Below are 26,201 nucleotides of genomic sequence, written 5' to 3' on the forward strand. Positions count from 1 at the left end.
TTGCCTATGCCAAATTCACGACGGCCGGGCGCGCGGCCCCTTCCGTCTGCGATTGATGCCCGAACCAGGCGATTTGATGGTGCAGTTCCACCACTTCGCCAATCACCAGCAGCGCCGGCAGCGGCGCCCGTTGGGCCAGATGTTCCAGTTGATCCAGCGTGCCGATCTGCACCTGCTGATCGGCGCGCGTGCCGCGGCTGATCACCGCCACCGGCGTATCGGCAGCGCGGCCGTGGGCGATCAGGCGTTGGCTGATGTCCGCCGCCTTCATGGTGCCCATGTAGATAGCCAGCGTCTGCCGCGCCCGGGCCAGATCGGCCCAGTCCAGACCATCGCCGTCGGGGCGGCAGTGGCCGGTGATAAAGGTCACGCTCTGCGCGTGGTCGCGGTGCGTCAGCGGAATGCCGGCGTAGGCGGTCGCCCCCGCGGCGGCCGTGACACCCGGCACCACCTGAAACGGAATGCCGGCGGCGGCGGCCACCTGCAGCTCTTCGCCGCCGCGGCCAAAGATGAACGGATCCCCGCCCTTGAGACGCACCACGCGTTTGCCCTGCTGCGCCAGCTCCACCAGCAGCCGGTTGGTCTCTTCCTGGATCACCGAGTGCGCGCCGGCGCGCTTGCCCACGCAGATGCGTTCGGCGTCGCGGCGCACCAGATCGAGGATCTCGCCGCTGACCAGGTGGTCATACAGCACCACGTCCGCCTGCTGCATCACCTGCAGCCCGCGCAGGGTCAACAGCCCCACGTCGCCCGGCCCGGCGCCCACCAGGGCTATCTCGCCCTGCGCGCCTTCATCGCCTGCGGCGAAGCTTTGCAAATCCTGCTCCAGCTGCCGCTCCGCCTGCGCCGTCTGGCCGTTGGCCACCAGCGTGGCGAAACGGCCGCCGAAGGCTTTCTCCCAGAAACGACGACGTTCGCCGATCGAGGCCAGCCGCTGTTTGGCCTGGCCGCGCCAGCGGCCCGCCACCTGCGCCATCTGCCCCAAACTGGCGGGCAGCAACGCCTCCAGCTTTTCGCGCAGCAACCGCGCCAGCACCGGAGCCTGGCCGCTGGACGACACCGCCACCACCAGCGGCGAGCGATCGATGATCGACGGGAAGATGAACGAACAGCGCGGCTGATCGTCCACCACGTTGGCCAACACCCGGCGTTTATCCGCCTCGGCGAACACCGCGGCATTCAGCGCGTTGTCGTCCGTGGCGGCGATCGCCAGAAACACGTCGTCCAGCTGTTGCGGGTCAAAGGTTTTCCCCAGCCAGAGCAGTTGCCCTTGCTGACGTTGTTGTTCCAGTTCCGGTGAGAGCGACTGCGCAACTATCCGTATTTCAGCCCCGGCGCGCTGAAGCAGATCGACTTTGCGCGCAGCCACGTCACCGCCGCCAACGACCAGCACCGGACGTTGTTTCAGGTCGGCAAATATTGGTAGATAGTCCACAACAGCCTTTTCATATAACAGAAAGATAGTGTGACTATACGGGCTGAGATTTAGCCTCTGAAATGACGAAAAGGAATGATTAGTTCCTTTATGGAATATAGGCCGCAACGCCAGAGGCAAACGGTGATAACTGCGGCGACGGTTTGCGCATTCGCGCGAAAATTAAGAGACGGGGAAATTGTGTAATGCCGCCCGGCGTCTCATACTGGGTGCCGAAGAAAAATGATCGGCAGCGCCGATAGCAAAGAAGGATTTTTCGGTATGTTTTCCCGTTTTTACCTGAAGACCAGCCTGCTGGCCCTCGCACTCGGCGGCGTCTTCAGCGTTTGTGCCGCACAGCCCGCAAAAGACGCGCCAATGGGCCGTTTCGCCGCCGAACAGACCCGCCACATCGCCACTTACTTCCCCGGCCGCATGGCGGGCAGCCCGGCCGAATTGCTCACCGCCGACTACCTGAAGCAGCAGTTCAGCAAGATGGGTTATCAAAGCGATATTCGCAGCGTCAACACGCGCTATCTCTACACCAGCAAAGACGGCAAGAAGAATTGGAACAACGTCACCGCCAGCTCGGTGATCGCCGCCCGCAACGGCGACAGCCCGAAACAAATAGTGATTGTCGCCCACTTCGACACCTACACGCCGCAGAGCGACGAAGACCTGGATAACAACCTCGGCGGCCTGACGCTGCAGGGCGTCGACGACAACGCCTCCGGCATCGGCGTGATGCTGGAACTGGCGGAGCGCCTGAAAAGCATCCCCACCGCCTACGGCCTGCGCTTCGTCGCCACCAGTGCCGAAGAGATCGGCTCGCTGGGCGCACAAAACTACCTGCAACGCATGAGCGCGGAAGAGAAAAGCAACACCGTGCTGGTGATCAACCTCGACAGCCTGATCACCGGCGATCGTCTGTACTTCAACGCCGGGCGCAACACGCCGCCGCAAATGGCGAAACGCTCCCGCGATCGCGCGCTGGATATCGCCCACCGCTACGGCATCGCCGCCGCCAGCAATCCGGGTAGCGCCCAGCATCCGAAGGGCACCGGCTGCTGCTCCGATCAAGAGGTGTTCGACGCCGCAGGCATCCCGGTGCTGTCAGTGGAGGCCACCAACTGGTCGCTGGGCGACAAGGACGGCTACCAGCAGCGCGCCGTCAGCCCGCACTTCCCGCAGGGCATCACCTGGCACCGCCCGCAGTATGACAACCTGCAGTATCTGGATCGCTATCTGCCGGGGCGGATCGACAAACGCAGCCGCGAAAGCGTGCAGATCCTGCTGCCGCTGATCAAAGAGCTGGCGCAGGCGCACCCGCCGAAAGCACAGAAGAAAAAGTAGTCCGCAAAAAAACAGGGCTCAGCACTGCTGAGCCCCGTCATGTTGATCGCGCCGTTTAGCCTTCGTGCAGGCCGCACTCGCGCTTCAGGCCGAAGAAACGCGTCTCTTCCTCGCTCATGCCCGGCTCCCACTTCTGGGTGGTGTGGGTATCGCCTACCGACAGGTAGCCCTGCTCCCACAGCGGGTGATAGCTCAGCCCATGTTCGGTCAGGTACTGGTAAATCTTGCGGTTGTCCCAGTCGATGATCGGCAGGATCTTGAACACCCCGCGCTGCACCGCCAGCACCGGCAGATTGGCGCGGCTGCCGGACTGCTCGCGCCGCAGGCCGGCGAACCAGCTCTGCGCCCCCAGCGTCTCCAGCGCGCGGTTCATCGGCTCGACCTTGTTGATCTGGTTGTACTTCTCAATCCCTTCCACGCCCTGCTCCCACAGTTTGCCGTAGCGCGCCTCTTGCCAGGCGGGAGACTGTTCGGCGCGGAACACCTGCAGATTCAGCTTCAGCTGGTCGGTCAGTTGATCGATAAAGCGGTAGGTTTCCGGGAACAGGTAACCGGTGTCGGTCAGGATCACCGGGATATCCGGCCGGATGCGCGTTACCAGGTGCAGGCATACCGCCGCCTGAATGCCGAAACTGGACGAGAGTACGAACTCGCCGGGCAGATGCTCCAGCGCCCATGCAACGCGCTGTTCGGCGCTGAGGGTCTCCAGTTGGCCGTTGACCACCGCCAATGCCAGCGCCTGCCCGGATTTGGGCAACGCGTTCAGCGCCGCCAGATCGAATTCAGCCATGTTGTCTCTCCTGCTACTTGAAATTACCTGTGCGGCCCCTCTGCCCCAGGGGCCGCCCGGCCTCACTCCCAGAAATCTCGCGCCGGATCCAGCACCGGTTTGACGATGCCCGCGCGAACGGTGAAGTCGCCGAAGCCTTCGCCGGCGTTGCGCTCCTTCGCCCAGCGCCCCACCAGCAGGTCGATCTCGTTCAGGATCTCGTCTTCGCTGATGTTCTCGCGGTACATGCGCGGAATGCGCGTGCCTTCGCGGTTGCCGCCCAAATGCAGGTTATAGCGGCCGACCGCCTTGCCCACCAGCCCCAGCTCCGCCAGCAGCGCGCGGCCGCAGCCGTTCGGGCAGCCGGTGATGCGCAGCACGATATGCTCGTCGCCCACCCCGTGCCGATGCATGATCCCTTCCACCTTGGTGACGAACTGCGGCAGGAAGCGCTCGGCCTCCGCCATCGCCAACGGGCAGGTCGGGAACGATACGCAGGCCATCGAGTTCTTGCGTTGCTCGCTGATCTCGTCGTCGATCAGGCCATGATCGCGCGCCAGGGCTTCGATCTTCGCCTTCTCGCTTGCCGGCACGCCGGCGATGATCACGTTTTGGTTCGCCGTCAGACGGAAGTCGCCTTTATGGATCTTGGCGATCTCCGCCATGCCGGTCTTCAGCGGACGCCCCGGATAGTCCAGTAGGCGGCCGTTCTCGATAAACAGCGTCAGGTGCCATTGATCGTCGATGCCCTTCACCCAACCGATGCGATCGCCGCGGCCGGTGAATTCATACGGCCGGACCGGCGCGAAGGTGATACCGGCGCGCTTTTCCACTTCGGCGCGGAAAACGTCCACCCCGACGCGCTCCAGCGTGTATTTGGTTTTGGCGTTCTTGCGATCGGTGCGGTTGCCCCAGTCGCGCTGCGTGGTCACCACCGCTTCCGCCACCGCCAGCGTATGCTCGAGCGGAATGTAGCCGAATTCGCTGGCCTGCCGCGCGTAGGTCTTCTTGTTGCCGTGTTCGATGGACAGCCCGCCGCCCACCAGCAGGTTGAAGCCTACCAGCTTGCCGTTTTCGGCGATCGCCACGAAGTTCATGTCGTTGGCGTGCAGATCGACGTCGTTCTGCGGCGGGATCACCACCGTGGTTTTGAATTTGCGCGGCAGGTAGGTCGGCCCCAGAATCGGCTCTTCGTCGGTGGTGGCCACCTTCTCCTGATCCAGCCACACCTCAGCGTAGGCACGGGTGCGCGGCAGCAGGTGTTCGGAGATCTTCTTCGCCCACTCGTAGGCTTCCTGATGCAGCTCGGATTCCACCGGGTTGGAGGTGCACAGCACGTTGCGGTTAACGTCGTTGGCGGTCGCCAACGCGTCCAGCCCCAGGCGGTTCAGCAGCTGGTGCACCGGTTTGACGTTGCCTTTCAGAATGCCGTGAAACTGGAACGTCTGGCGGTTGGTGATGCGAATGCTGCCGTACAGCGTGCTCTCCTGCGCGAACTTGTCGATGCCCAGCCACTGCTGAGGGCTGATGATGCCGCCCGGCAGGCGGCAGCGCAGCATCATGGCGTGGCGCGGCTCCAGCTTCTGCTCGGCGCGTTCGGCGCGAATGTCGCGGTCATCCTGCTGATACATGCCGTGAAAACGGATCAGCAGGAAGTTGTCGCCGTTGAAGCCGCCGGTCAGGCCGTCGTTCAAATCTTCGGCGATGGTGCCGCGCAGGAAGTGGCTCTCCTTCTTCATGCGCTCCGCATCGGCCAGTTTGCCTTCGACTACCAAAGGCCCGGGGTGTTTATCACTCATCAGTAAACATCTCGCTGATAACGGCGCTCAAGGCGCAGCTCACTTAAAAATTCATCCGCCTGCTCGGTATCCATGCCACCGTGCTCGGCCACCAGTTCCAGTAATGTGTTTTCCACGTCTTTCGCCATGCGATTGGCATCGCCGCAGACGTAAATGTGCGCGCCTTCCTGAATCCAGCGCCACACTTCCGCGCCCTGTTCGCGCAGTTTGTCTTGTACGTATATTTTATGTTGCTGGTCGCGGGACCAGGCCAGATCGATGCGGGTCAGCAGGCCATCTTTCACGTAGCGCTGCCATTCGACCTGATACAGGAAATCTTCGGTGAAGTGCGGGTTGCCGAAGAACAGCCAGTTTTTGCCGCCGGCGCCGTCGGCGTCGCGCTGCTGCATAAAGGCGCGGAACGGCGCGATGCCGGTGCCCGGGCCAATCATGATCACCGGCGTTTCCGGGTTGGCCGGCAGGCGGAAGTTGTCGTTGTGTTCGATAAACACCCGCACGTCGCCGTCTTCCTCCAGGCGATCCGCCAGGAAGCCGGAGGCGCCGCCGCTGCGGGCGCGCCCGTCGATGTCGTAACGCACCACGCCCACGGTGATGTGGACTTCGCTTTCGTTCTCCGCCTGCGAAGAGGCGATGGAGTACAGACGCGGCGTCAGCGGGCGCAGCAGGCCGACCAGCTGTTCGGCGCTCAGATCCGCCGGCGCCTGACGCACCATGTCGACGATCGGCGTGTTGTGCGCGTACTGCTGCAGTGCGGCTTTATCCGCCAGCAGGCCGATCAGCGTTTCGTCGCGCGACAGCGCGGCGTATTTATCGACGATCGGCGTGGTGTTCTGCGTCAGTTCGAAATGGCTGCGCAGCGCCTGCGCCAGCGGCAGGGTTTGCCCTTCCACCTCGACCGGCTCGTCGCCTTTCAGCCACAACAGCTGCACCAGTTCGTCCACCAGCGCCGGATCGTTGTCGAACCATACGCCGAGCGCATCGCCCGGCTGATAGCGCAAACCGGAGTCGCCCAGATCGATTTCAATATGGCGCACGTCTTTATCCGACGCGCGGCCGGTAATTTTCTGATTGACCGCAAGCTGGGCGGTAAGCGGTTGTTCCTTGCTGTACGGGCTGCTGTCGATCAGATCGACCGCGCCGCTGGCCAACACGCCCGGTGCGGCGCTTTCCGCCGGCGCGCGCGCCTTCAGCACCGACACCACCTGTTTGCGCCAGGCGGCGGCCAGTTCCTGGTACTCCACGTCGGCGTCCACGCGCTCCACCAGGCGCTCGGCGCCCAGCTCGGCCAGCTTGCCGTCGAAATCCTTACCAGACTGGCAGAAATTCTCATAAGAGGTGTCGCCCAGCCCGAACACCGCAAAAGCGGTGTCATTCAGCTTCGGCGCCTTCTTCGAGAACAGGAATTTATGCAGCGCCACCGCTTCTTCCGCCGGCTCGCCTTCCCCCTGCGTAGAGGCGACGATCACCAGCAGGCGCTCTTGAGCTATCTGCTTGAACTTGTAGTCGCCGGCGCTGATCAGCGTGGCGCTCAGATTGGCGGCCAGCAGATCGTCGCGCAGCTGCTCCGCCAGGCGGCGCGCATTGCCGGTCTGCGAAGCGGAAATGATGGTGATGCCGGCGGCAGCCGCAGGGGCGACAGGCGCAATGGCCACGGCTCCGGGCTGTTGATTGACCATGCCCCAAAAATAGCCGGACAGCCACGCCAGCTGCGTCGGCGAATAGTCGCCGATCGTCGCCTGCAAGCGCGCCAGCTGTTCGGGCGTCAGCGGGAGCAAAGATGTTGGAGGAGCCTGAGTCGTCATTGCTGTACTTATTTCCTATACTTAGCGCCTTTCCTGCCAGGCGCGCGCCAGTGTCAGTCGCTGTCTCTTCGCTGCGTCGGGTGTGCGGAAAAGATCAGGAGAGTTTGTAAGGTTACCGAGCAGAATAGCAACGATTAAATAAGGGATAGCAATAAATCATAACCAAAATGACTAAGCTGTTTTTCCGGTAAGGGATAACGCTTAAACCGTTAAACAAAGTTTTTTATCCAGATGAAATTAAAGCGCTTTTTTTCATCGTTTTTTCACCGTTCAACATTTCGGCTCATTACCCCAGCCGATAGGTGCCGCAAACACCAAACAAAAAAAGTGTTAACCGGATGCGTTTGCCGTGGCGGTAGACCATAACGGTATAAATGGCAAGCAGACGCGCTTTCCGGTACTATGCGGCGGTTTTTGAGTCAATGAGGCCGTAATAATGGCAACCACGCTGTTTAAAGATTTTCAGTTTGAAGCCGCACACCGTTTGCCCCACGTGCCGGAGGGCCATAAGTGCGGCCGTCTGCATGGGCATTCGTTTATGGTGCGTCTGGAAGTGACCGGTGAAGTGGATCCCCACACCGGTTGGGTGATGGATTTCGCCGAGCTCAAGGCTGTGTTTTCCCCGATCTGGGAGCGGCTGGATCACCATTATCTGAACGATATTCCAGGATTGGAAAATCCCACCAGCGAAGTGCTCGCCGCCTGGATTTGGCAGCAGCTCAAGCCCCAGTTGCCGGAACTGACTGCGGTGATGGTGAAAGAGACCTGTACTGCGGGATGCGTATATAAAGGTTAAAAGAAAGGGCGCCCAAGGGCGCCCTGATTTTAGGCGATGTTCAGATACTTGTGGGTCTGCATCGACAGCCGCCAGTTGCGCGCGATACAGGTTTCGATGCACAGGCGGGTCGCCTCTTCTTTCTGGCTGATCGGCTGCAGCGCGATAATGCGCGCCTTGTCGTCCTGCAGCGTCGCCAGCAGCGCGTCCAGCGCCTCGATGTCGCGCTCGCGCGCCACCGGATGCTTCACCTCGTCGGCGCGCCGCAGCGCCTGATCCAGCACCTTCATGCCGCCGCGCATATTCACCTTCGGCGAAACCGTCACCCAGGTGTTGGCGGAACAGCGAATGTCGTGGGTGCCGCTAGTCTCAATCTGGCAGCCGTAGCCATGCTGTTCGAACAGCTCGGTCAGCGGCGCCAGATCGTAGATGCAGGGTTCGCCGCCGGTGATCACCACATGGCGCGCGGTGTAACCTTGTTGGCGCATCACTGCCAGCAGCTGCTCGGCGCTGGCGTTGCCCCAGGCGTCGCTCTCTTCTGTTTTGACCAGGATCCGTTGCAGGTCGACTTCCCGATTGGCTTCCTTTTCCCAGGTATGTTTGGTGTCGCACCAACTGCACCCTACCGGGCAGCCCTGCAAGCGGATAAAAATGGCCGGCACGCCGGTGAAAAAGCCTTCGCCCTGCAAGGTTTGGAACATCTCATTGATCGGGTACTGCATCGGTTTCTCAATTTGGAAAAGTAAAAAGCGATTATCGCAGATTCCGGCCCGGCGACCAAACGGCCAACATTGTATTAAATTTTATTCTCCGCGCCGCCGCCAGCATATCTCACCACCCATGGCGTTCATTTAATTTGTGAGTCGGGCTTTGGCCTTTCATTCACGGTGTAACCTGCTTCGCAAAAACAACATTTATTTAACGCATAAGATAAATATATTTGACATAAAGCGCCGACGCGCAGATGTATATACAAGCAAACACAAGCCGAGCGCCAGTTTCGGCCACGTTCCATCCATCACGACTACATCTGCGTTTAGAGGGTGCCATGACTCATTCCACCAGCGAGTTGAACATTCAGCAGGCCATCGACGACAGCAAGTTTTCGCTGTTTCACTGGACCCTGATCATTCTCGGATTCCTGATCCTCGCCATCGACGGTTTCGATACCGCCGCCATGGGCTATATCGCCCCCTCGGTCGCCAAAGACTGGGGCATCGTCAAACAGGATCTGGGGCCGGTGCTGAGCGCCGCGCTGCTGGGGCTGTCGCTCGGCGCGCTGATCGCCGGACCAATCTCCGACCGCATCGGCCGCAAACGCGTGCTGGTGTTTTCCTGCCTGTTCTTCGGCCTGTCGAGCCTGGCCACCGCCTACGCCGGCTCGCTCAACAGCCTGACGCTGTGGCGCTTTCTCACCGGCCTCGGGCTGGGAGCGGCGATGCCCAACGCCATCACGCTGATCTCCGAATACGCGCCGCAGCGCTGCCGTTCGCTGGCGATCAACACCATGTACTGCGGTTTCCCGCTGGGCGCGGCCGGCGGCGGCGCCATTTCATCGTGGCTGATCCCGAGCTACGGCTGGCACAGCGTGCTGCTGCTCGGCGCCATTGCGCCGCTGGCGTTGACGGTTTTGCTGATCCTGCTGCTGCCGGAATCGGTCAAATACATGGTCAACCGCGGGCAGGATGCGGCGAAGATCAAGCGCATCGCACAGCGCTTCGTCAACCAGAGCCTGGACGGCGTGACGCGTTTTTACCTGTACGAAGAGAAGCTGACGCACACCAAGACCAGCGTCGGCCTGCTGTTCAGCCGCCCTTACCTGCTCGGCACGCTGATGCTGTGGCTGACCTACTTTATGGGGCTGGTAATCTACTACGTGTTGCTGAGCTGGATGCCGATCCTGATGCAGGGGCTGGGTTACCAGCTGGAGCAATCGGCGATGCTCACCTCGCTGTTCACCTTCGGCGGCACGCTTGGCATCCTGGTGGCCGGCTGGCTGATGGATCGCTGGAACGCGCATAAGGTGGTCTCGAGCGGCTTTGTCGCCACTGCCCTGCTGATCGTGGCGATGGCGACCGAGGACAAACACATCGTGCTGCTGGGCGCCTTCATCTTCCTGATGGGCGTCACCATGAACGGCGCGCAGTCCGGGCTGCAAACGCTGGCGGCCACCTTCTACCCCACCCACAGCCGCGCCACCGGCATCGCCTGGATGCAGGGCATCGGCCGCTTCGGCGGCGTCGCCGGCACCATGATGGGCGCCCAACTGCTGGCGATGCAGTGGGAGGTGCAGAGCATCCTGATGTTCCTGTGCGTGCCGGCGCTGATCGCCGCCATCGCCACGGTATGCAAAATGAGCCGCAAACCGACGCTGCAACCGGCGGCCTGACCCTGATAAGCCCGCCACCGACGGCGGGCTTTTTCCCTGCGGCGATAGGGTTTGTTTATCCCCTGGCCGCAACTGTAATCAGTCTGTAAAAATATTGTGACTAGCCGCCCAAAAATGAGTCATTTTTAATTCATTTTTGCCGAACAGCTCACTTTTCTCCGGCTTTCCATACATGAAGCCGGAGATAAAAAATCGCATATCAAACTGATATAAAAAGAAAATAACTTTTTCTTATGCCACTTTTAAGCGGCAACTGGTCAGTGTTGCATATGCTTGTACATACAAGTATATGTTAATAAACCCTACGCATTGTTATGCCGTGGTACTCATCCCCCACCGCGGCATGGAATCTGCACCGATACTGTTTGAGGAAACTGCTGTGACTACAAATAACAAAGTTCGCAATGTCGATGTACGCGCGCCACGCGGCACACAATTAAACGCAAAAAGCTGGCTGACCGAAGCGCCGTTACGCATGCTGATGAACAACCTCGATCCTGAAGTTGCGGAGAACCCACACGAGCTGGTGGTGTACGGCGGCATCGGCCGCGCCGCGCGCGACTGGGATTGCTACGACAAGATCGTCGAAACGCTGAAAACGCTGGAAGAAGACGAAACCCTGCTGGTGCAGTCCGGCAAGCCGGTCGGCGTCTTCAAAACCCACAGCAACGCGCCGCGCGTGCTGATCGCCAACTCCAACCTGGTGCCGCACTGGGCGACCTGGGAACACTTCAACGAACTGGACGCCAAAGGCCTGGCCATGTACGGCCAGATGACCGCCGGCAGCTGGATCTACATCGGCAGCCAGGGCATCGTTCAGGGCACCTATGAGACCTTCGTCGAAGCGGGCCGCCAGCATTACGACGGCAGCCTGCAGGGCCGCTGGGTGCTGACCGCCGGCCTGGGCGGCATGGGTGGCGCGCAGCCGCTGGCCGCGACGCTGGCGGGCGCCTGCTCGCTGAACATCGAATGTCAGCAGAGCCGCATCGATTTCCGCCTGAAAACCCGCTACGTCGATGAGCAGGCTAAAGATTTGGACGACGCGCTGGCACGCATCAAAAAATACACCTCGGAGGGCAAAGCCATCTCCATCGCCCTGTGCGGCAACGCGGCGGAAATCCTGCCTGAGCTGGTTCGCCGCGGCGTGCGCCCGGACATGGTCACCGATCAGACCAGCGCCCACGATCCGCTGAACGGCTACCTGCCGAAAGGCTGGAGCTGGGAAGAATATCGCCAGCGCGCCCAGACCGAACCGGCCAAAGTGGTCGCCGCCGCCAAGCAGTCGATGGCCGATCACGTCAAAGCCATGCTGGCCTTCCAGCAGATGGGCGTGCCGACCTTCGACTACGGCAACAACATTCGCCAGATGGCGAAAGAAACCGGCGTCGACAACGCCTTCGACTTCCCGGGCTTCGTGCCGGCCTACATCCGTCCGCTGTTCTGCCGCGGCATCGGGCCATTCCGCTGGGCAGCGCTGTCCGGCGATCCGCAGGACATCTACAAAACCGATGCCATGGTGAAAGAGCTGATCCCGGATGACGAACACCTGCATCGCTGGCTGGACATGGCGCGCGAGCGCATCAGCTTCCAGGGCCTGCCGGCGCGCATCTGCTGGGTTGGCCTCGGCCAGCGCGCCAAGCTGGGCCTGGCGTTCAACGAGATGGTGCGCCGCGGCGAACTGTCCGCCCCGATCGTCATCGGCCGCGACCACCTGGATTCCGGCTCCGTTTCCAGCCCGAACCGTGAAACCGAAGCGATGAAAGACGGCTCCGATGCGGTTTCCGACTGGCCGTTGCTCAACGCCCTGCTGAACACCGCCAGCGGCGCCACCTGGGTTTCCCTGCACCACGGCGGCGGCGTCGGCATGGGCTTCTCCCAACACTCCGGCATGGTGATCGTCTGCGACGGCACCGACGAAGCCGCCGAGCGCATCGCTCGCGTCCTGCACAATGACCCGGCTACCGGGGTCATGCGTCACGCCGACGCCGGTTACGATATCGCTATCGACTGCGCCCGTGAGCAAGGCCTGAACCTGCCGATGGTTGCCGCGACCCAAGGAGAAAAAGCATGAAAGCGCTGACTATTCGCCCAGGCAAACTGACGCTGGCCCAGCTACGCGACGTCTATCAACACCCGGTGACGCTGACGCTGGACGACAACGCCTACGCGCCAATCCAGCAGAGCGTGGCCTGCGTGGAACGCATCGTTGAAGAAAACCGCACCACTTACGGCATCAATACCGGGTTTGGCCTGCTGGCTTCGACGCGCATCGCCCGCGACGATCTGGAAAACCTGCAGCGTTCGATCGTGCTGTCGCACGCCGCCGGCGTGGGCGAGCCGACCGACGACAACCTGGTGCGCCTGATCATGGTGCTGAAGATCAACAGCCTGTCGCGCGGCTTCTCCGGCATTCGTCTGGAAGTCATCCAGGCGCTGATCGCGCTGGTCAACGCCGAAGTTTATCCGCATATTCCGCTGAAGGGCTCGGTCGGCGCCTCCGGCGACCTGGCGCCGCTGGCGCACATGAGCCTGGTGCTGCTGGGCGAAGGCCAGGCGCGCCATCAGGGCCAATGGCTGCCGGCGACCGAAGCGCTGGCTAAGGCCGGCCTGAAACCGCTGACGCTGGCGGCGAAAGAGGGCCTGGCGCTGCTGAACGGCACCCAGGTCTCCGCCGCCTTCGCGCTGCGCGGCCTGTTCGATGCCGAAGACCTGTTCGCCGCCGCGACCGTGGCGGGCAGCCTGACGGTGGAAGCGGCGCTGGGCTCTCGCAGCCCGTTCGATGCGCGCATCCACGAGGTGCGCGGCCAGCGCGGCCAGATCGACGCCGCCCTCGCCTACCGCCACCTGCTCGGCGCGCGCAGCGAAGTCTCCGACTCGCATCGCAACTGCGAAAAAGTGCAGGATCCTTACTCCCTGCGCTGCCAGCCGCAGGTGATGGGCGCCTGCCTGACGCAGATCCGCCAGGCCGCCGAGGTGCTGGAAATTGAAGCCAACGCCGTCTCGGATAACCCGCTGGTGTTCGCCGAACAGGGCGACGTGCTGTCCGGCGGCAACTTCCACGCCGAGCCGGTGGCGATGGCCGCCGATAACCTGGCGCTGGCGTTCGCCGAAATCGGTTCGCTGTCCGAGCGCCGCATCTCGCTGATGATGGACAAACACATGTCGCAACTGCCACCGTTCCTGGTGGAAAACGGCGGCGTGAACTCCGGCTTCATGATCGCCCAGGTGACCGCCGCGGCGCTGGCCAGCGAAAACAAAGCGCTGGCGCACCCGTCGAGCGTCGACAGCATTCCGACCTCCGCCAACCAGGAAGACCACGTTTCCATGGCGCCGGCCGCCGGTCGCCGCCTGTGGATCATGGCGGACAACGTGCGCGGCATTCTGGCGGTCGAATGGCTGGCCGCCTGCCAGGGCCTGGATTTTCGCAACGGCCTGAAGACCTCGGAAGGTCTGGAGCAGGCGCGCCGTCTGCTGCGCGAGCATGTCAGTTTCTACGACAAGGATCGTTTCTTCGCCCCCGACATTGAAGCCGCCAGCCAACTCTTGGCGGCCGGTCACCTGACATCGCTGCTGCCTGCGGCGCTGCTGCCTAGCCAGGCATAATCATCACACACTGAATCACGCAGTTTGTTCTGCCCCGCCGGGTGCGTTCCACCCGGCGCGGGCAGCGCGTGCCTGTTCGGCAAACACTTAACGGGAAGCAACATGCGTAACGAAACAACACAACTCAGACGCGGACTAAACGCGCGGCACATCCGTTTCATGGCTCTCGGCTCGGCGATCGGTACCGGCCTGTTCTACGGCTCCGCCGGCGCCATCCAGCTGGCCGGCCCGGCCGTGCTGCTGGCCTACCTGGTGGGGGGCGCAGCGGTGTTCATGGTGATGCGCGCGCTGGGTGAAATGGCGGTGCACCAGCCGGTTTCCGGCTCGTTCGGCCACTACGCCAGCCACTATCTCGGCCCGCTGGCCGGGTTCCTCACCGGTTGGACCTACACCTTCGAAATGGTGATCGTCGCCCTGGCGGACGTCACCGCCTTCGGCATTTATATGGGGCTGTGGTTCCCGGACGTCGCCCAGTGGGTCTGGGTGCTCAGCATCATTCTGTTTATCGGCGCGCTCAATTTGTGCAGCGTCAAGGTGTTCGGCGAGCTGGAATTCTGGCTGTCGCTGGTCAAGGTCGCCGCCATCGTGGCGATGATCGTAGGCGGCGCGGCGGTGATGCTGTTCGGCTTCGGCCAAGCCCAGCACGCTACCGGTATCAGTAACCTGTGGCAGCACGGCGGCTTTATGCCCAACGGCATCGGCGGCGTGGTCGCGTCATTGGCGGTGGTGATGTTCGCCTTCGGCGGCATCGAGATCATCGGCATTACCGCCAGCGAGGCGAAAGACCCCGCCAAAGTGCTGCCGAAAGCGATCAACGCCGTGCCGGTGCGCATCCTGCTGTTTTACGTGCTGACGCTGACGGTGCTGATGGCGATCTACCCGTGGAACAGCATCGGCCAGAACGGCAGCCCGTTCGTTGAGATCTTCAGCAACCTCGGCATCAGCTCCGCCGCCAACGTGCTGAACGTGGTGGTGATCACCGCCGCCATCTCGGCCATCAACAGCGACATCTTCGGCGCCGGCCGCATGATGTACGGCATGGCGCAGGACGGCCAGGCGCCGCGCAGCTTCACCAAACTGACCGCCAGCGGCGTGCCGTGGATGACGGTGCTGGTGATGTCGGTCGCCCTGCTGCTGGCGGTGGTGCTCAACTACCTGATCCCGGAGAAGGTCTTCATGATCATCGCCTCGATCGCCACCTTCGCCACCGTCTGGGTGTGGCTGATGATCCTGCTGTCGCAGATCGTCATGCGCCGCACGCTGTCGCCGGAAGAAACTCGTCAGTTGAGCTTCCCGGTGCCGTGGTGGCCGGTGGCGCCGGCATTGGCGACCGCCTTTATGGCATTCGTCATCGGCCTGCTCGGCTACTTCGAAGAGAGCCGCATCGCGCTGTACGTCGGGCTGGTGTGGATCGCTTTACTCACCGTGGCTTACTGGCTGTGGGTGCGCAAGAAAGGCGGGGGTTCGCCGGTGACCGCGGCAACGCAGCAGATGTAACGCTCGCTTCTGATAAAACCCGCTGCGGCGGGTTTTTTAATGCGCTTTTGGCCAAACGCCGGCCATAAAAAAACCCGCCGCAGCGGGTTTTTATTTAACAACCGAATCGGTCGAACTTACTGGCCTTTAACTTCTTTCAGGCCGTTGAACGGCGCACGGTCGCCCAGCGCTTCTTCGATACGGATCAGTTGGTTGTACTTGGCAACGCGGTCAGAACGGCTCATGGAACCGGTTTTGATCTGGCCAGCCGCAGTCCCTACCGCCAGGTCGGCGATGGTCGCGTCTTCGGTTTCACCGGAACGGTGAGAGATCACCGCGGTGTAGCCGGCGTCTTTCGCCATCTTGATAGCCGCCAGAGTTTCGGTCAGAGAACCGATCTGGTTGAATTTGATCAGGATGGAGTTAGCGATGCCTTTCTCGATGCCTTCTTTCAGGATCTTGGTGTTGGTAACGAACAGATCGTCGCCCACCAGCTGGATTTTGTCGCCCAGAACTTTGGTCTGGTAAGCGAAGCCCGCCCAGTCGGATTCATCCAGGCCGTCTTCGATAGACACGATTGGGTACTGTTTGGTCAGATCTTCCAGGAAGTGAGTGAACTCTTCGGAAGTGAAGGCTTTGTTGCCTTCGCCGGCCAGCACGTATTTACCGTCTTTGTAGAATTCGGAAGCCGCGCAGTCCATCGCCAGAGTGACGTCTTTGCCCAGCTCGTAGCCCGCCGCTTTTACCGCTTCAGCGATAACCGCCAGCGCTTCGGCGTTGGAACCCAGGTTTGGCGCGTAGCCGCCTTCGTCGCCCACGGCGGTGTTCATGCCTTTGGCTTTCAGGACTTTCGCCAGGTGGTGGAACACTTCAGAACCGATGCGCACCGCTTCTTTCAGGGTTTTCGCGCCAACCGGCTGAATCATGAATTCCTGAATGTCGACGTTGTTGTCAGCGTGCTCGCCGCCGTTGATGATGTTCATCATCGGCAGTGGCATGGAGAATTTGCCTGGGGTGCCGTTCAGTTCAGCGATGTGCTCGTACAGCGGCATGCCTTTAGAAGCTGCGGCCGCTTTCGCTGCTGCCAGGGAAACCGCCAGAATGGCGTTGGCGCCGAAGTTGGATTTGTTTTCGGTGCCGTCCAGCTCGATCATGATCTTGTCGATGTTCGCCTGGTCTTTGGCATCTTTACCCAGTACTGCCTGAGCAATCGGACCGTTTACTGCAGCAACGGCTTTCAGTACGCCTTTACCCAGGAAACGAGACTTGTCACCGTCACGCAGTTCCAGCGCTTCGCGGGAACCGGTAGAAGCACCTGACGGCGCAGCAGCCAGGCCGACGAAACCGCCTTCCAGATGAACTTCGGCTTCAACAGTCGGGTTACCGCGGGAGTCGATGATTTCACGACCGATGACTTTAACGATTTTGGACATTAGGTTTTCCTCAGTACAAGTTAAACTAAAACTCCAGACAAACAGCGCGCGGTTCTCACCGCGCGCCGCCTACCAAATATTTTATTTCACCTGGCGCTTCTGATGCTCGCCTGCGGCTTTCACGAAGCCGGCGAACAGCGGATGCCCATCACGCGGCGTAGACGTAAATTCCGGGTGGAACTGACAGGCTACAAACCACGGGTGATTCGGCAGTTCAATGATCTCGACCAGCTTGTTGTCGGCGGAACGACCGGCGACACGCAGCCCTGCGGCTTCGATCTGCTTCAACAGCATGTTGTTAACTTCGTAACGGTGACGGTGACGCTCGACAATGGTCGGTTCGCCATACAGCTGACGCACCAGGCTGTTGTCGATCAGGTTGCACTGTTGGCCACCTACGCGCATCGTGCCGCCCAAATCGCTTTCTTCGCTGCGCACTTCGACGTTGCCGTCTTCGTCGCGCCATTCGGTGATCAACGCCACCACCGGGTACTTACAGTCTGGCATAAACTCGGTGGAGTTGGCGTTTTCCATGCCCGCCACGTTGCGAGCGAACTCCATCAGCGCCACCTGCATGCCCAGGCAAATGCCCAGGTAAGGAATGTTGTTCTCGCGCGCATAGCGTGCGGTCATCACTTTGCCTTCCACGCCGCGGTAACCGAAGCCGCCCGGGATCAGGATCGCGTCCAGCCCTTTCAGCACTTCCACGCCGCGGGTTTCCACGTCCTGCGAATCGATCAGCTTGATGTTCACGGTCAGACGGTTTTTCAGCCCGCCATGCTTCAACGCTTCGATCACCGACTTGTAGGCGTCCGGCAGCTCAACATATTTGCCGACCATACCGATGGTCACTTCGCCGCCCGGATTGGCTTCTTCGTAGATCACCTGTTCCCATTCGGCCAGGTTGGCTTCCGGTGCGTTCAAGCTGAATCGTTTACAAATATAATCGTCCAGCCCCTGAGATTTCAATAGGCCTGGGATTTTATAAATAGAATCAACGTCTTTCAGAGAGATAACCGCTTTTTCCGGCACGTTGCAGAAAAGCGCGATTTTAGCGCGTTCGTTAGCAGGAACCGCGCGATCGGAACGGCAAATCAGCACATCCGGCTGAATACCGATGGAAAGCAGCTCTTTTACGGAATGCTGGGTCGGCTTAGTTTTCACTTCGCCGGCCGCCGCCATGTACGGCACCAGCGTCAGGTGCATGTACAGAGTGTGCTCGCGGCCCACTTCCACCGCCATCTGACGGATAGCTTCGAGGAACGGCAGCGATTCGATATCGCCGACGGTGCCGCCGATTTCCACCAGCACCACATCGTGGCCTTCGCCACCTTCGATGATGCGCTCTTTGATCGCGTTGGTGATGTGCGGAATGACCTGCACGGTCGCACCCAGATAGTCGCCGCGGCGTTCTTTACGCAGCACGTCGGAGTAGATGCGGCCGGTGGTGAAGTTGTTGCGACGCGACATTTTGGTGCGGATGAAGCGCTCGTAGTGACCCAAATCCAGATCGGTTTCTGCGCCGTCTTCGGTGACGAAAACTTCCCCATGCTGAATCGGGCTCATGGTGCCCGGATCCACGTTGATGTACGGGTCCAGTTTCATGATGGTAACGTTGAGGCCACGGGCTTCAAGAATAGCCGCCAGAGAGGCTGCGGCAATGCCTTTACCCAGAGAGGATACGACCCCGCCGGTCACAAAAATATAATTAGTTGTCATGCTGAACCTGAGAGTTTAGGTTTAAAGACGATGGAAGAACCAGGACGGGAAAGTAGTATACCCGAACCTCTCCTGACCTACAAACGATCGTTTTGCTGTCCATCATCTCGGCCGCCCTCCCGTGTTCATCAGGGTTTACTCCGCCGGCGCCGCATAAACCCTCCAGGTAAAACAAAGAGTTAGCAGAGAAAATTTCTTTTTACCGCCCCTCAGGAGCGATAAAACACCTTAGATTTCAGTTTGTTGCCCTTTTGCTGCCGCCGGCAGCCATGCGCCTCTAACCTGACCGCAAGCTTAACCGTTTCAGCTCAAGCGAACCTTGTCGGCGATCAACATTGTCGCGGCGATTCAGCTTTCCTGACGTTTCACCTGCTGCCAGGCCTCTTCCATCTGCTCCAGCGTGGCGTCTTCAAGCCGCAGCCCGCTTTGCTTGACGATCGCTTCTACCTGGCGGAAGCGGCGCTCGAACTTGCGGTTCGCCGCCTGCAATGCGTTCTCCGCCTTGTGGCCTAAATGGCGCGACAGGTTCACCGTGGCGAACAGCAGATCGCCGATCTCCTCTTCCAGCTTGCTCTCGTCGACCACCGCCTGGCGGGCTTCGTGCATCACTTCGTCGATCTCTTCGTACACTTTGTCCAGCACCGGGCCCAGGGTGTTCCAGTCGAAGCCGACCGAGGCGCAGCGTTTTTGGATCTTGTGCGCTTTCATCAACGCCGGCAGCGCCTGCGGAATGTCGTCCAGCACCGAGTGCAGCGCTTTCTCGGCGCGCTCGCCGGCCTTCAGCTGCTCCCAGCGCGCCGCCACGGCTTCGCTGTCTCCGCCCTCGGCATCGCCGAAAATGTGCGGGTGACGCCGCTCCAGCTTGTCGCTGATGGCGGTGCACACCTCATCAAAATCGAACAGCCCCTGCTCCTGCCCCATCTGGGCGTAAAACACCACCTGAAACAGCAAGTCGCCCAGCTCGTCGCGCAAATCGGCATAGTCCTGCCGCTCGATGGCGTCCAGCACTTCGTAAGTCTCTTCCAGCGTGTAGGGCGCGATGGTGGCGAAGGTTTGCTTGCGGTCCCACGAGCAGCCGATCTGCGGGTCGCGCAGCGTTTTCATGATGTTCAGCAGACGCTGCAGCGGAGTGGATTGGGTCATAAAAAATCTCTGAGAAAGCATGGGGGCGCAGGGGAGCGCCCGCCGAATTCATGGATTTCGGGCCGCATCCACTATTGATACGGCCCGAAAGGCGATGTGGGCTTAGTTGCCGTGCAGACGCTTGGCGTCTATCACGTCCGGCAGCTGGTTCAGCTTCGCCAGCACCCGGCTCAGCACCTGCTGGTTGTAGATTTCGATATCCATGTCGATGGTGGCCAACTGTTTCTTGGTGTCACTGCGGCTGGCGACGCCCAGTACGTTGACCTTTTCGTTGGCCAGAATGGTGGTAATGTCGCGCAGTAGCCCGCTGCGATCGTTGGCCATCACGCGCACCACCAGCGAATAACCGCTGGAGTAGCTTTCACCCCATACCGCGTCGACGATGCGCTCCGGCGCGTGCGATTGCAGATCGACCAGCTGATCGCAGTCCGCCCGGTGGATCGAAATACCGCGCCCCTGGGTGATAAAGCCGACGATGTCGTCACCCGGGATCGGCTGGCAGCAGCGGGCGATGTGGTGCATCAGGTTGCCCACGCCCTCCACTACCACTCGGCCGTTATCCTTGTTGCGGGCCGGCGGCGGCGCTTTCTGCTGCACCAGCTGGCGCAGCGCCTCGCGATCCTGTTCTTCGGCGCTCGGCTTGTTGAACTTGCCCTGCAGGTAATTCACCATCTGGTTCAGGCGAATGTCCCCGCCGCCGATCGCCGCCAATACCTCGTCCAGCGAGTTCATGTTGTAGCGCGGGATCAGCAGCTTCTCGGCCTCTTTCAGGCTGATGCCGAGGTGTTCCAGTTCGTTGTCCAGCATCTGGCGGCCGGCGAGAATGTTCTTGTCGCGATCCTGCTTGCGGAACCAGTTGTGGATCTTCGAGCGCCCGCGGCTGGTGGTGACATACCCCAGGTTCGGGTTCAGCCAGTCGCGGCTCGGGTTCGGCTGCTTCTGGGTGATAATCTCAATCTGGTCGCCCATCTTCAGCTGATAGGTAAACGGCACGATGCGGCCGCCGATCTTGGCGCCGATGCAACGGTGGCCGACGTCGCTGTGAATGTGGTAGGCGAAATCGAGCGGCGTGGAGCCGGCCGGCAGATCCACCACGTCGCCTTTCGGCGTAAACACATACACCCGATCGTCGAACACCTGGCTGCGCACTTCGTCGAGCATCTCGCCGGAGTCCGCCATCTCTTCCTGCCAGGCGATGAGCTTGCGCAGCCAGGCGATGCGTTCTTCGTAGCCGGAGCGCACGGTCACGCCCGCGCCCTCTTTGTACTTCCAGTGCGCGGCCACGCCCAGCTCGGCGTCTTCATGCATTTGCCGGGTGCGGATCTGAATCTCGACGGTTTTGCCGCGCGGCCCCAGCACCACGGTGTGGATAGACTGGTAGCCGTTGGGTTTCGGGTTGGCGACGTAGTCGTCGAACTCGTCCGGCAGATGGCGGAAGTGGGTATGCACGATGCCCAACGCCGCATAGCAATCCTGCAGGCGCTCCGCCACGATGCGCACCGCGCGCACGTCGAACAGTTCGTCGAACGCCAGGTGCTTTTTCTGCATCTTGCGCCAGATGCTGTAGATGTGTTTTGGCCGGCCGTAGATCTCCACCCGAATGCCTTCGCTGGCCATTTCGGCGCGCAGCCCGGCGACGAAATCGTCGATGAACTGTTCGCGATCGATGCGGCGCTCATGCAACAGCTTGGCGATGCGCTTGTATTCTTCCGGATGCAGGTAGCGGAAGCAGAAATCTTCCAGTTCCCACTTCAGCTGGCCGATGCCGAGCCGGTTGGCCAGCGGGGCATAGATGTTGGAACACTCTTTCGCCGCCAGCACGCGCTCGTCTTCCGGCGCGTCTTTCACCTCGCGCAGGTGAGCGATGCGCTCCGCCAGCTTGATGACCACGCAGCGGAAATCCTCTACCATCGCCAACAGCATGCGGCGCACGTTGTCGACCTGTTCGGAGGCCATCGAGTCGTTTTGGGTGGCTTTCAGTTGGCGAATGGCATCCATGTCGCGCACGCCGTGCACCAGGGCGACGATGCCCTTGCCGAACGCTTCGGTCAGGGTCTCTTCCTGCACGATGCCGGCGTCCACCAGCGGGAACAGCAGCGCAGCGCGCATGCTGTCGTTGTCCATGCTCAGCGTCGAGAGGATTTCCACCATCTCCAGACCACGCCACAGCAGCAGCGAGGCGTCGGGGTGATTCTGGGTCTGCTGCTCACAATAACGCCAGGTTGCGGCCAATCGCTCACATGACTGCGGGTTAGGTAGCCCCAAGCCGGCTATCCACTCATCGAGAGCGAACTCACCCGCCGTATTCAGATGTGCACTTCTTACCGCAACCATAACTTCTCCCTACTTTGCAGCGACCTCTGGCGCGCGCTCGTTGATAAACAGCGCCATTGATTCAAGATGCCCCGTGTGCGGAAACATATCCAACATCCGCACGCGCGCAAGACGATAACCGGCGCTCAACAGCACTTTGCTGTCGCGAGCCAGCGTGGTGGGGTTACAGGAAACATACACCACCCGCGCCGGCGCCAGTTTTACAATGTGTGACATCACCCCGGCCGCACCGGCGCGAGCGGGATCCAGCATCACCTTATCAAACCCTTGTGCTGCCCAAGGTTGCCGCGCAACGTCGTCCTCCAGATTCTCGTGGAAGAACGACGCATTATTCAGCTTATTCTTATGTGCATTATATTGCCCATTCGCTACCAGCGTGGCAACACCTTCGATGCCCACCACCGCAGCGGCGCGGCGCGCCAGCGGCAGGGTAAAATTGCCCATGCCGCAGAACAGGTCCAGCACCCGATCATTGGGTTGAATGTCGAGCCATTCAAGGGCCTGCGCCACCATTTGTTGGTTTACGGCGTCATTGACCTGAATAAAGTCGCGCGGACTGAAGTCTAAGCGTAGCCCGTCAACCTGATAATACGGCGTGTCACCGCACAGTTTTTCCACGCGATCGCTGTCCGGCGCCAGGTAAACGGCGAGGTTTTCCCGCTCGCCAAACGCCAACAGCGCCTGCCGATCCGCCTCTTTCAGCGCGTCGAGATGGCGCAGCACCAGCAGCGGGCCGTTATCCGCCAGCACCAGCTCTACATGCCCCAGCCGCCGTACCGCCTGCAGCCCGCTCAGGCAGGCGCGCACCGGCGCCAGCAGCCGTTCCAGCTCCGGCCGCAGCACCGGGCAGTGATCCACCGCCACTAGCTCGCTGGAGGCCGCTTGTCGAAAGCCCATCATCAGGCGCTGCGGCTTGGGCTGCCACGCCAGGCTCAGGCGGGCGCGACGTCGATAACCGTATTCCGGGCCGGCGATCACCGGCTCCTGCTGCGGGGTCACCCCGGTTTCGCGCGCGATCATGCGCACCAGCGCCGCCGCCTTGCTCTGCTGTTGCAGCGCCTCATCCGCATGCTGCTGCTGGCAGCCGCCGCACACGCCGAAATGCGGGCAGCGCGGTGCCACCCGCTGTGGGCTGCGGCTCAGCAGGCGCTTGAGCTTGCCTTTGGCGAACTGGCGCTTATCTTCGGTCAGCTGGATTTCCGCCTGCTCGCCCGGCAATACGCCCGGCACGAACACCGCTTTGCCGTCGTAGCGCGCCACGCCCTGGCCGAAAGGATCGAGATCGCTCACCGTCACGGTGAAGATTTGTGAGCTCTGCCGGGTCGTCACGCGGCGTTTGGGAGAGTAGAATTGCGCCATATTTGTCGATTGTGTGCTGGTTCATTAAGCTAGTGTCAGCTGTCAATTCTCCCACATTGGAATCCCATGACCAAATACAGCCTGCGTGCACGCATGATGATCCTGATTCTGGCCCCGACCTTGCTGATTGGTTTGCTGCTCAGCACCTTCTTCGTGGTGCACCGCTATAACGAGCTGCAGGAGCAACTGGTCGACGCCGGCGCCAGCATCATCGAGCCGCTGGCGGTGGCCAGCGAGTACGGCATGACGTTCCGCAGCCGCGAATCGGTCAGGCAGTTGGTCAGTCTGTTGCACCGCCGCCATTCGGACATCGTGCGTTCGATCACCGTGTTCGATGCGCAGAACAATTTGTTCGTCACCTCCAATTATCATCACAACTTCGCTCAGCTACAGCTGCCGAAAGGCGTGCCGTTGCCCACCGAGCTGATGCTCACCCGACGCGGCGATTCGCTGATCCTGCGAACGCCGATCCTGTCGGAAAGCCAGTATCCGGATGAAACCGCTGACGGCGGCAGCCACCCCGACAACAACCTGGGCTATGTGGCGATCGAGCTGGATCTGCAGTCGGTGCGGCTGCAGCAATATAAAGAGGTGTTCGTCTCCACCCTGCTGCTGTTGCTGTGCATGTGCATCGCTATCCTGTTCGCTTACCGGCTGATGCGCGACGTGACCGGCCCGATCCGCAACATGGTGAACACCGTCGACCGCATCCGCCGCGGCCAGCTCGACAGCCGCGTGGAGGGCTACATGCTCGGCGAGCTGCACATGCTGAAGAACGGCATCAACTCGATGGCGATGTCGCTCACCGCCTATCACGAAGAGATGCAGCAGAACATCGATCAGGCCACCTCCGACCTGCGTGAAACCCTGGAGCAGATGGAAATCCAGAACGTCGAGCTGGATCTGGCGAAAAAACGCGCGCAGGAGGCGGCGCGCATCAAGTCTGAATTCCTGGCCAACATGTCGCACGAGCTGCGTACTCCGCTCAACGGCGTGATCGGCTTCACCCGCCAGATGCTGAAAACCGATCTGAGCGCGACTCAGACCGATTATTTGCAGACCATCGAACGCTCGGCCAACAACCTGCTGACCATCATCAACGATGTGCTGGACTTCTCCAAGCTGGAAGCCGGTAAGCTGGTGCTGGAGCATATTCCTTTCGCCCTGCGTGAAACGCTGGACGAAGTGGTGGTGTTGCTGGCGCCCAGCGCCCACGACAAGGGGCTGGAGCTGACGCTGGATGTGCACAACGACGTGCCGGAGCAGGTGATCGGCGACTCGCTGCGTCTGCAGCAAATCATCACCAACCTGCTGGGCAACGCCATCAAGTTCACCGAAACCGGCAATATCGACATTCGCGTCGAGCTGCGCAAACAGCTGGATCGCAGGGTTGAGGTGGAAGTGCAGATCCACGACACCGGCATCGGCATCTCCGAACGCCAGCAGTCGCAGCTGTTCCAGGCGTTCCGTCAGGCGGACGCCAGCATCTCCCGCCGCCACGGCGGTACCGGGCTGGGGCTGGTGATCACGCAAAAACTGGTGAAAGAAATGGGGGGCGATATCTGCTTCCACAGCCAGTTGAACCGCGGCTCGACCTTCTGGTTCCACATCACGCTGGATCTGAACGAGGGCATGCTGTCGCTGGCGCCGAGCCTGCCGGATCTGAGCGGCAAAACGCTCGCCTATATCGAGTCCAACCCGACGGCGGCGCAGGCGACGCTCAACATGCTCAGCATCACGCAGCTGGTGATCACCCACTCGCCGACGCTGGGCCAGTTGCCGCCAGGCCACTATGACTTCCTGCTGGCCGGCGTGCCCATCCCGTTCCGCGACAACATGGCGCAGCACGAGGACAAATTGCTGGCCTCGCTGAAGCTGGCCGATCGGGTGATTCTGGCGCTGCCGTGCCAGGCGCAGATCGACGCCGAGCTGCTTAAACAACAAGGCGCGCTCGGCTGTCTGATCAAGCCGATCACCAGCACCCGACTGTTCCCTCTGCTCCGGATGGAAGCGCCGGCACGCCTCACCGCGCAGCCTGAGCGTAAACGCCTGCCGCTGACGGTGATGGCGGTTGACGACAACCCGGCCAACCTGAAGCTGATCGGCACGCTGCTGGGGGAACAGGTAGAAAAAACCCTGCTGTGCGAGAGCGGTGAGGAAGCGCTGGCGCTGGCGCGCGACAACGTGCTGGATCTGATCCTGATGGACATTCAGATGCCGAAGATGGACGGCATTCACGCCAGCGAGCTGATCCGCCAGCTGCCGCATCACAACTCCACGCCGATCGTCGCCGTTACCGCCCATGCCGCCAGCGGCGAGCGCGAGCACCTGCTGCAGGCCGGGATGGACGACTATCTGGCCAAACCGATCGACGAGAAAATGCTGACCCGCGTGCTGTCGCGCTACCACAGCGGCGACGTGGAAAACGCCATCGCCGACGACGCACCGCTGTCGCTCGACTGGCCGCTGGCGCTGCGTCAGGCGGCCAACAAACCGGACCTGGCGCGCGATCTGCTGCAAATGCTGCTCGATTTCCTGCCGCAGGTGCGCGAACGGGTACAGGCGCTGCTCGACGGCCAGCATGACGACGAGATCCTCGATCTGGTCCATAAGCTGCACGGCAGCTGCAGCTACAGCGGCGTGCCGCGCCTCAAGCAACTGTGTTTCTACCTCGAGCGGCAGCTGCGCCAGGGCGTCACCAACGACGAGCTGGAGCCGGAGTGGCTGGAGCTGTTGGATGAGATTGAACTGGTGATCCACGCGGCGCGTGCGCATCTGACGCAACCGGCCTGAATCCTCAGGCCGTAACGCAAAAAGGCACGCCGCAGCGTGC

At 61.2% G+C, this 26,201-nt stretch carries 17 protein-coding genes; 7 read left to right on the forward strand and 10 right to left on the reverse strand.

Going from position 1 to position 26,201, the window contains the following annotated elements:
- Positions 1-4 precede the first annotated feature (4 nt).
- The gene (gene cysG / locus ACJ8HB_RS10050; RefSeq protein WP_047569303.1) at positions 5-1,435 is read right to left on the reverse strand and encodes a siroheme synthase CysG; all 1,431 of its coding nucleotides are present in this window, start codon (positions 1,433-1,435) and stop codon (positions 5-7) included.
- A 261-nt stretch (positions 1,436-1,696) separates the two neighbouring features.
- Between cysG and ACJ8HB_RS10055 the strand changes: the two genes are divergently transcribed.
- Entirely contained in the window at positions 1,697-2,767 is a 1,071-nt protein-coding gene (locus tag ACJ8HB_RS10055) for an aminopeptidase (protein ID WP_033649282.1), read from the forward strand.
- A gap of 55 nt (positions 2,768-2,822) precedes the next feature.
- Here ACJ8HB_RS10055 and ACJ8HB_RS10060 read toward each other — a convergent pair whose 3' ends face one another.
- The 3 genes from ACJ8HB_RS10060 to cysJ all read right to left on the reverse strand — a co-directional run bounded on the left by ACJ8HB_RS10060 (position 2,823) and on the right by cysJ (position 7,137).
- Positions 2,823-3,557: a phosphoadenylyl-sulfate reductase gene (locus ACJ8HB_RS10060; RefSeq protein WP_016929052.1), complete on the reverse strand. Its 735-nt coding sequence runs from the start codon at positions 3,555-3,557 to the stop codon at positions 2,823-2,825.
- 62 nt (positions 3,558-3,619) lie between these two features.
- Positions 3,620-5,335, reverse strand: a complete 1,716-nt coding sequence (cysI, locus tag ACJ8HB_RS10065) for an assimilatory sulfite reductase (NADPH) hemoprotein subunit (protein WP_047569305.1) — start codon at positions 5,333-5,335, stop codon at positions 3,620-3,622.
- Positions 5,335-7,137, reverse strand: a complete 1,803-nt coding sequence (gene cysJ / locus ACJ8HB_RS10070) for an NADPH-dependent assimilatory sulfite reductase flavoprotein subunit (RefSeq protein WP_033649245.1) — start codon at positions 7,135-7,137, stop codon at positions 5,335-5,337. The genes cysI and cysJ overlap by 1 nt, the downstream gene beginning before the upstream one ends.
- 436 nt (positions 7,138-7,573) lie before the next feature.
- Here cysJ and queD point away from each other — a divergent pair, with 436 nt between their 5' ends.
- On the forward strand, positions 7,574-7,933 hold the full coding sequence (queD, locus tag ACJ8HB_RS10075) for a 6-carboxytetrahydropterin synthase QueD (RefSeq protein WP_004932638.1): 360 nt from the start codon (positions 7,574-7,576) through the stop codon (positions 7,931-7,933).
- 29 nt (positions 7,934-7,962) lie between these two features.
- Here the strand turns inward: queD and queE are convergent, their stop codons facing one another.
- The gene (gene queE / locus ACJ8HB_RS10080; protein WP_033637150.1) at positions 7,963-8,634 is read right to left on the reverse strand and encodes a 7-carboxy-7-deazaguanine synthase QueE; all 672 of its coding nucleotides are present in this window, start codon (positions 8,632-8,634) and stop codon (positions 7,963-7,965) included.
- 326 nt (positions 8,635-8,960) lie between these two features.
- Here queE and ACJ8HB_RS10085 point away from each other — a divergent pair, with 326 nt between their 5' ends.
- The 4 genes from ACJ8HB_RS10085 (at position 8,961) to ACJ8HB_RS10100 (ending at position 15,401) form a co-directional block, all read left to right on the forward strand.
- Positions 8,961-10,301, forward strand: a complete 1,341-nt coding sequence (locus ACJ8HB_RS10085) for an MFS transporter (protein WP_047569306.1) — start codon at positions 8,961-8,963, stop codon at positions 10,299-10,301.
- 379 nt (positions 10,302-10,680) lie between these two features.
- Positions 10,681-12,372 carry a urocanate hydratase gene (hutU, locus tag ACJ8HB_RS10090; RefSeq protein ID WP_025159649.1) on the forward strand — a complete coding sequence of 564 codons (1,692 nt, stop codon included), beginning with the start codon at positions 10,681-10,683 and terminating at the stop codon, positions 12,370-12,372.
- Positions 12,369-13,904: a histidine ammonia-lyase gene (gene hutH / locus ACJ8HB_RS10095; RefSeq protein WP_033637148.1), complete on the forward strand. Its 1,536-nt coding sequence runs from the start codon at positions 12,369-12,371 to the stop codon at positions 13,902-13,904. The genes hutU and hutH overlap by 4 nt, the downstream gene beginning before the upstream one ends.
- 102 nt (positions 13,905-14,006) lie before the next feature.
- On the forward strand, positions 14,007-15,401 hold the full coding sequence (locus ACJ8HB_RS10100) for an amino acid permease (RefSeq protein ID WP_033652933.1): 1,395 nt from the start codon (positions 14,007-14,009) through the stop codon (positions 15,399-15,401).
- 116 nt (positions 15,402-15,517) lie between these two features.
- On the opposite strand, the gene eno is transcribed toward ACJ8HB_RS10100, so the two are convergent.
- The 5 genes from eno to rlmD all read right to left on the reverse strand — a co-directional run bounded on the left by eno (position 15,518) and on the right by rlmD (position 23,368).
- A complete protein-coding gene (eno, locus tag ACJ8HB_RS10105; RefSeq protein WP_033637140.1) occupies positions 15,518-16,813 on the reverse strand; it encodes a phosphopyruvate hydratase in 1,296 nt (431 codons plus the stop codon).
- An 81-nt stretch (positions 16,814-16,894) separates the two neighbouring features.
- Positions 16,895-18,532 (reverse strand): glutamine hydrolyzing CTP synthase, encoded by a 1,638-nt coding sequence (gene pyrG, locus ACJ8HB_RS10110; RefSeq protein ID WP_033637139.1) that lies wholly within the window; start codon positions 18,530-18,532, stop codon positions 16,895-16,897.
- Between the two features lie 348 nt (positions 18,533-18,880).
- A complete protein-coding gene (mazG, locus tag ACJ8HB_RS10115; protein WP_039568862.1) occupies positions 18,881-19,675 on the reverse strand; it encodes a nucleoside triphosphate pyrophosphohydrolase in 795 nt (264 codons plus the stop codon).
- Positions 19,676-19,777: 102 nt separating this feature from the next.
- The gene (relA, locus tag ACJ8HB_RS10120; protein WP_033637137.1) at positions 19,778-22,009 is read right to left on the reverse strand and encodes a GTP diphosphokinase; all 2,232 of its coding nucleotides are present in this window, start codon (positions 22,007-22,009) and stop codon (positions 19,778-19,780) included.
- 9 nt (positions 22,010-22,018) lie between these two features.
- Positions 22,019-23,368, reverse strand: a complete 1,350-nt coding sequence (gene rlmD, locus ACJ8HB_RS10125; RefSeq protein WP_047569307.1) for a 23S rRNA (uracil(1939)-C(5))-methyltransferase RlmD — start codon at positions 23,366-23,368, stop codon at positions 22,019-22,021.
- A gap of 66 nt (positions 23,369-23,434) precedes the next feature.
- Between rlmD and barA the strand changes: the two genes are divergently transcribed.
- On the forward strand, positions 23,435-26,161 hold the full coding sequence (gene barA, locus ACJ8HB_RS10130) for a two-component sensor histidine kinase BarA (protein ID WP_047569309.1): 2,727 nt from the start codon (positions 23,435-23,437) through the stop codon (positions 26,159-26,161).
- Positions 26,162-26,201 lie beyond the last annotated feature (40 nt).

The organism is Serratia sp. CY27727, from assembly GCF_052169275.1.
In the GTDB taxonomy this organism is placed as follows: Bacteria; Pseudomonadota; Gammaproteobacteria; order Enterobacterales; family Enterobacteriaceae; genus Serratia; species Serratia sarumanii.

Bases quoted from the DNA above. Each gene is read 5' to 3' on its own strand.
- ACJ8HB_RS10055 (WP_033649282.1), top strand. From the start codon at position 1,697: ATGTTTTCCCGTTTTTACCTGAAGACCAGCCTGCTGGCCCTCGCACTC.
- ACJ8HB_RS10060 (WP_016929052.1), bottom strand. From the start codon at position 3,557: ATGGCTGAATTCGATCTGGCGGCGCTGAACGCGTTGCCCAAATCCGGG.
- cysI (WP_047569305.1), bottom strand. From the start codon at position 5,335: ATGAGTGATAAACACCCCGGGCCTTTGGTAGTCGAAGGCAAACTGGCC.
- cysJ (WP_033649245.1), bottom strand. From the start codon at position 7,137: ATGACGACTCAGGCTCCTCCAACATCTTTGCTCCCGCTGACGCCCGAA.
- queD (WP_004932638.1), top strand. From the start codon at position 7,574: ATGGCAACCACGCTGTTTAAAGATTTTCAGTTTGAAGCCGCACACCGT.
- queE (WP_033637150.1), bottom strand. From the start codon at position 8,634: ATGCAGTACCCGATCAATGAGATGTTCCAAACCTTGCAGGGCGAAGGC.
- ACJ8HB_RS10085 (WP_047569306.1), top strand. From the start codon at position 8,961: ATGACTCATTCCACCAGCGAGTTGAACATTCAGCAGGCCATCGACGAC.
- hutH (WP_033637148.1), top strand. From the start codon at position 12,369: ATGAAAGCGCTGACTATTCGCCCAGGCAAACTGACGCTGGCCCAGCTA.
- ACJ8HB_RS10100 (WP_033652933.1), top strand. From the start codon at position 14,007: ATGCGTAACGAAACAACACAACTCAGACGCGGACTAAACGCGCGGCAC.
- eno (WP_033637140.1), bottom strand. From the start codon at position 16,813: ATGTCCAAAATCGTTAAAGTCATCGGTCGTGAAATCATCGACTCCCGC.
- pyrG (WP_033637139.1), bottom strand. From the start codon at position 18,532: ATGACAACTAATTATATTTTTGTGACCGGCGGGGTCGTATCCTCTCTG.
- mazG (WP_039568862.1), bottom strand. From the start codon at position 19,675: ATGACCCAATCCACTCCGCTGCAGCGTCTGCTGAACATCATGAAAACG.
- relA (WP_033637137.1), bottom strand. From the start codon at position 22,009: ATGGTTGCGGTAAGAAGTGCACATCTGAATACGGCGGGTGAGTTCGCT.
- rlmD (WP_047569307.1), bottom strand. From the start codon at position 23,368: ATGGCGCAATTCTACTCTCCCAAACGCCGCGTGACGACCCGGCAGAGC.
- barA (WP_047569309.1), top strand. From the start codon at position 23,435: ATGACCAAATACAGCCTGCGTGCACGCATGATGATCCTGATTCTGGCC.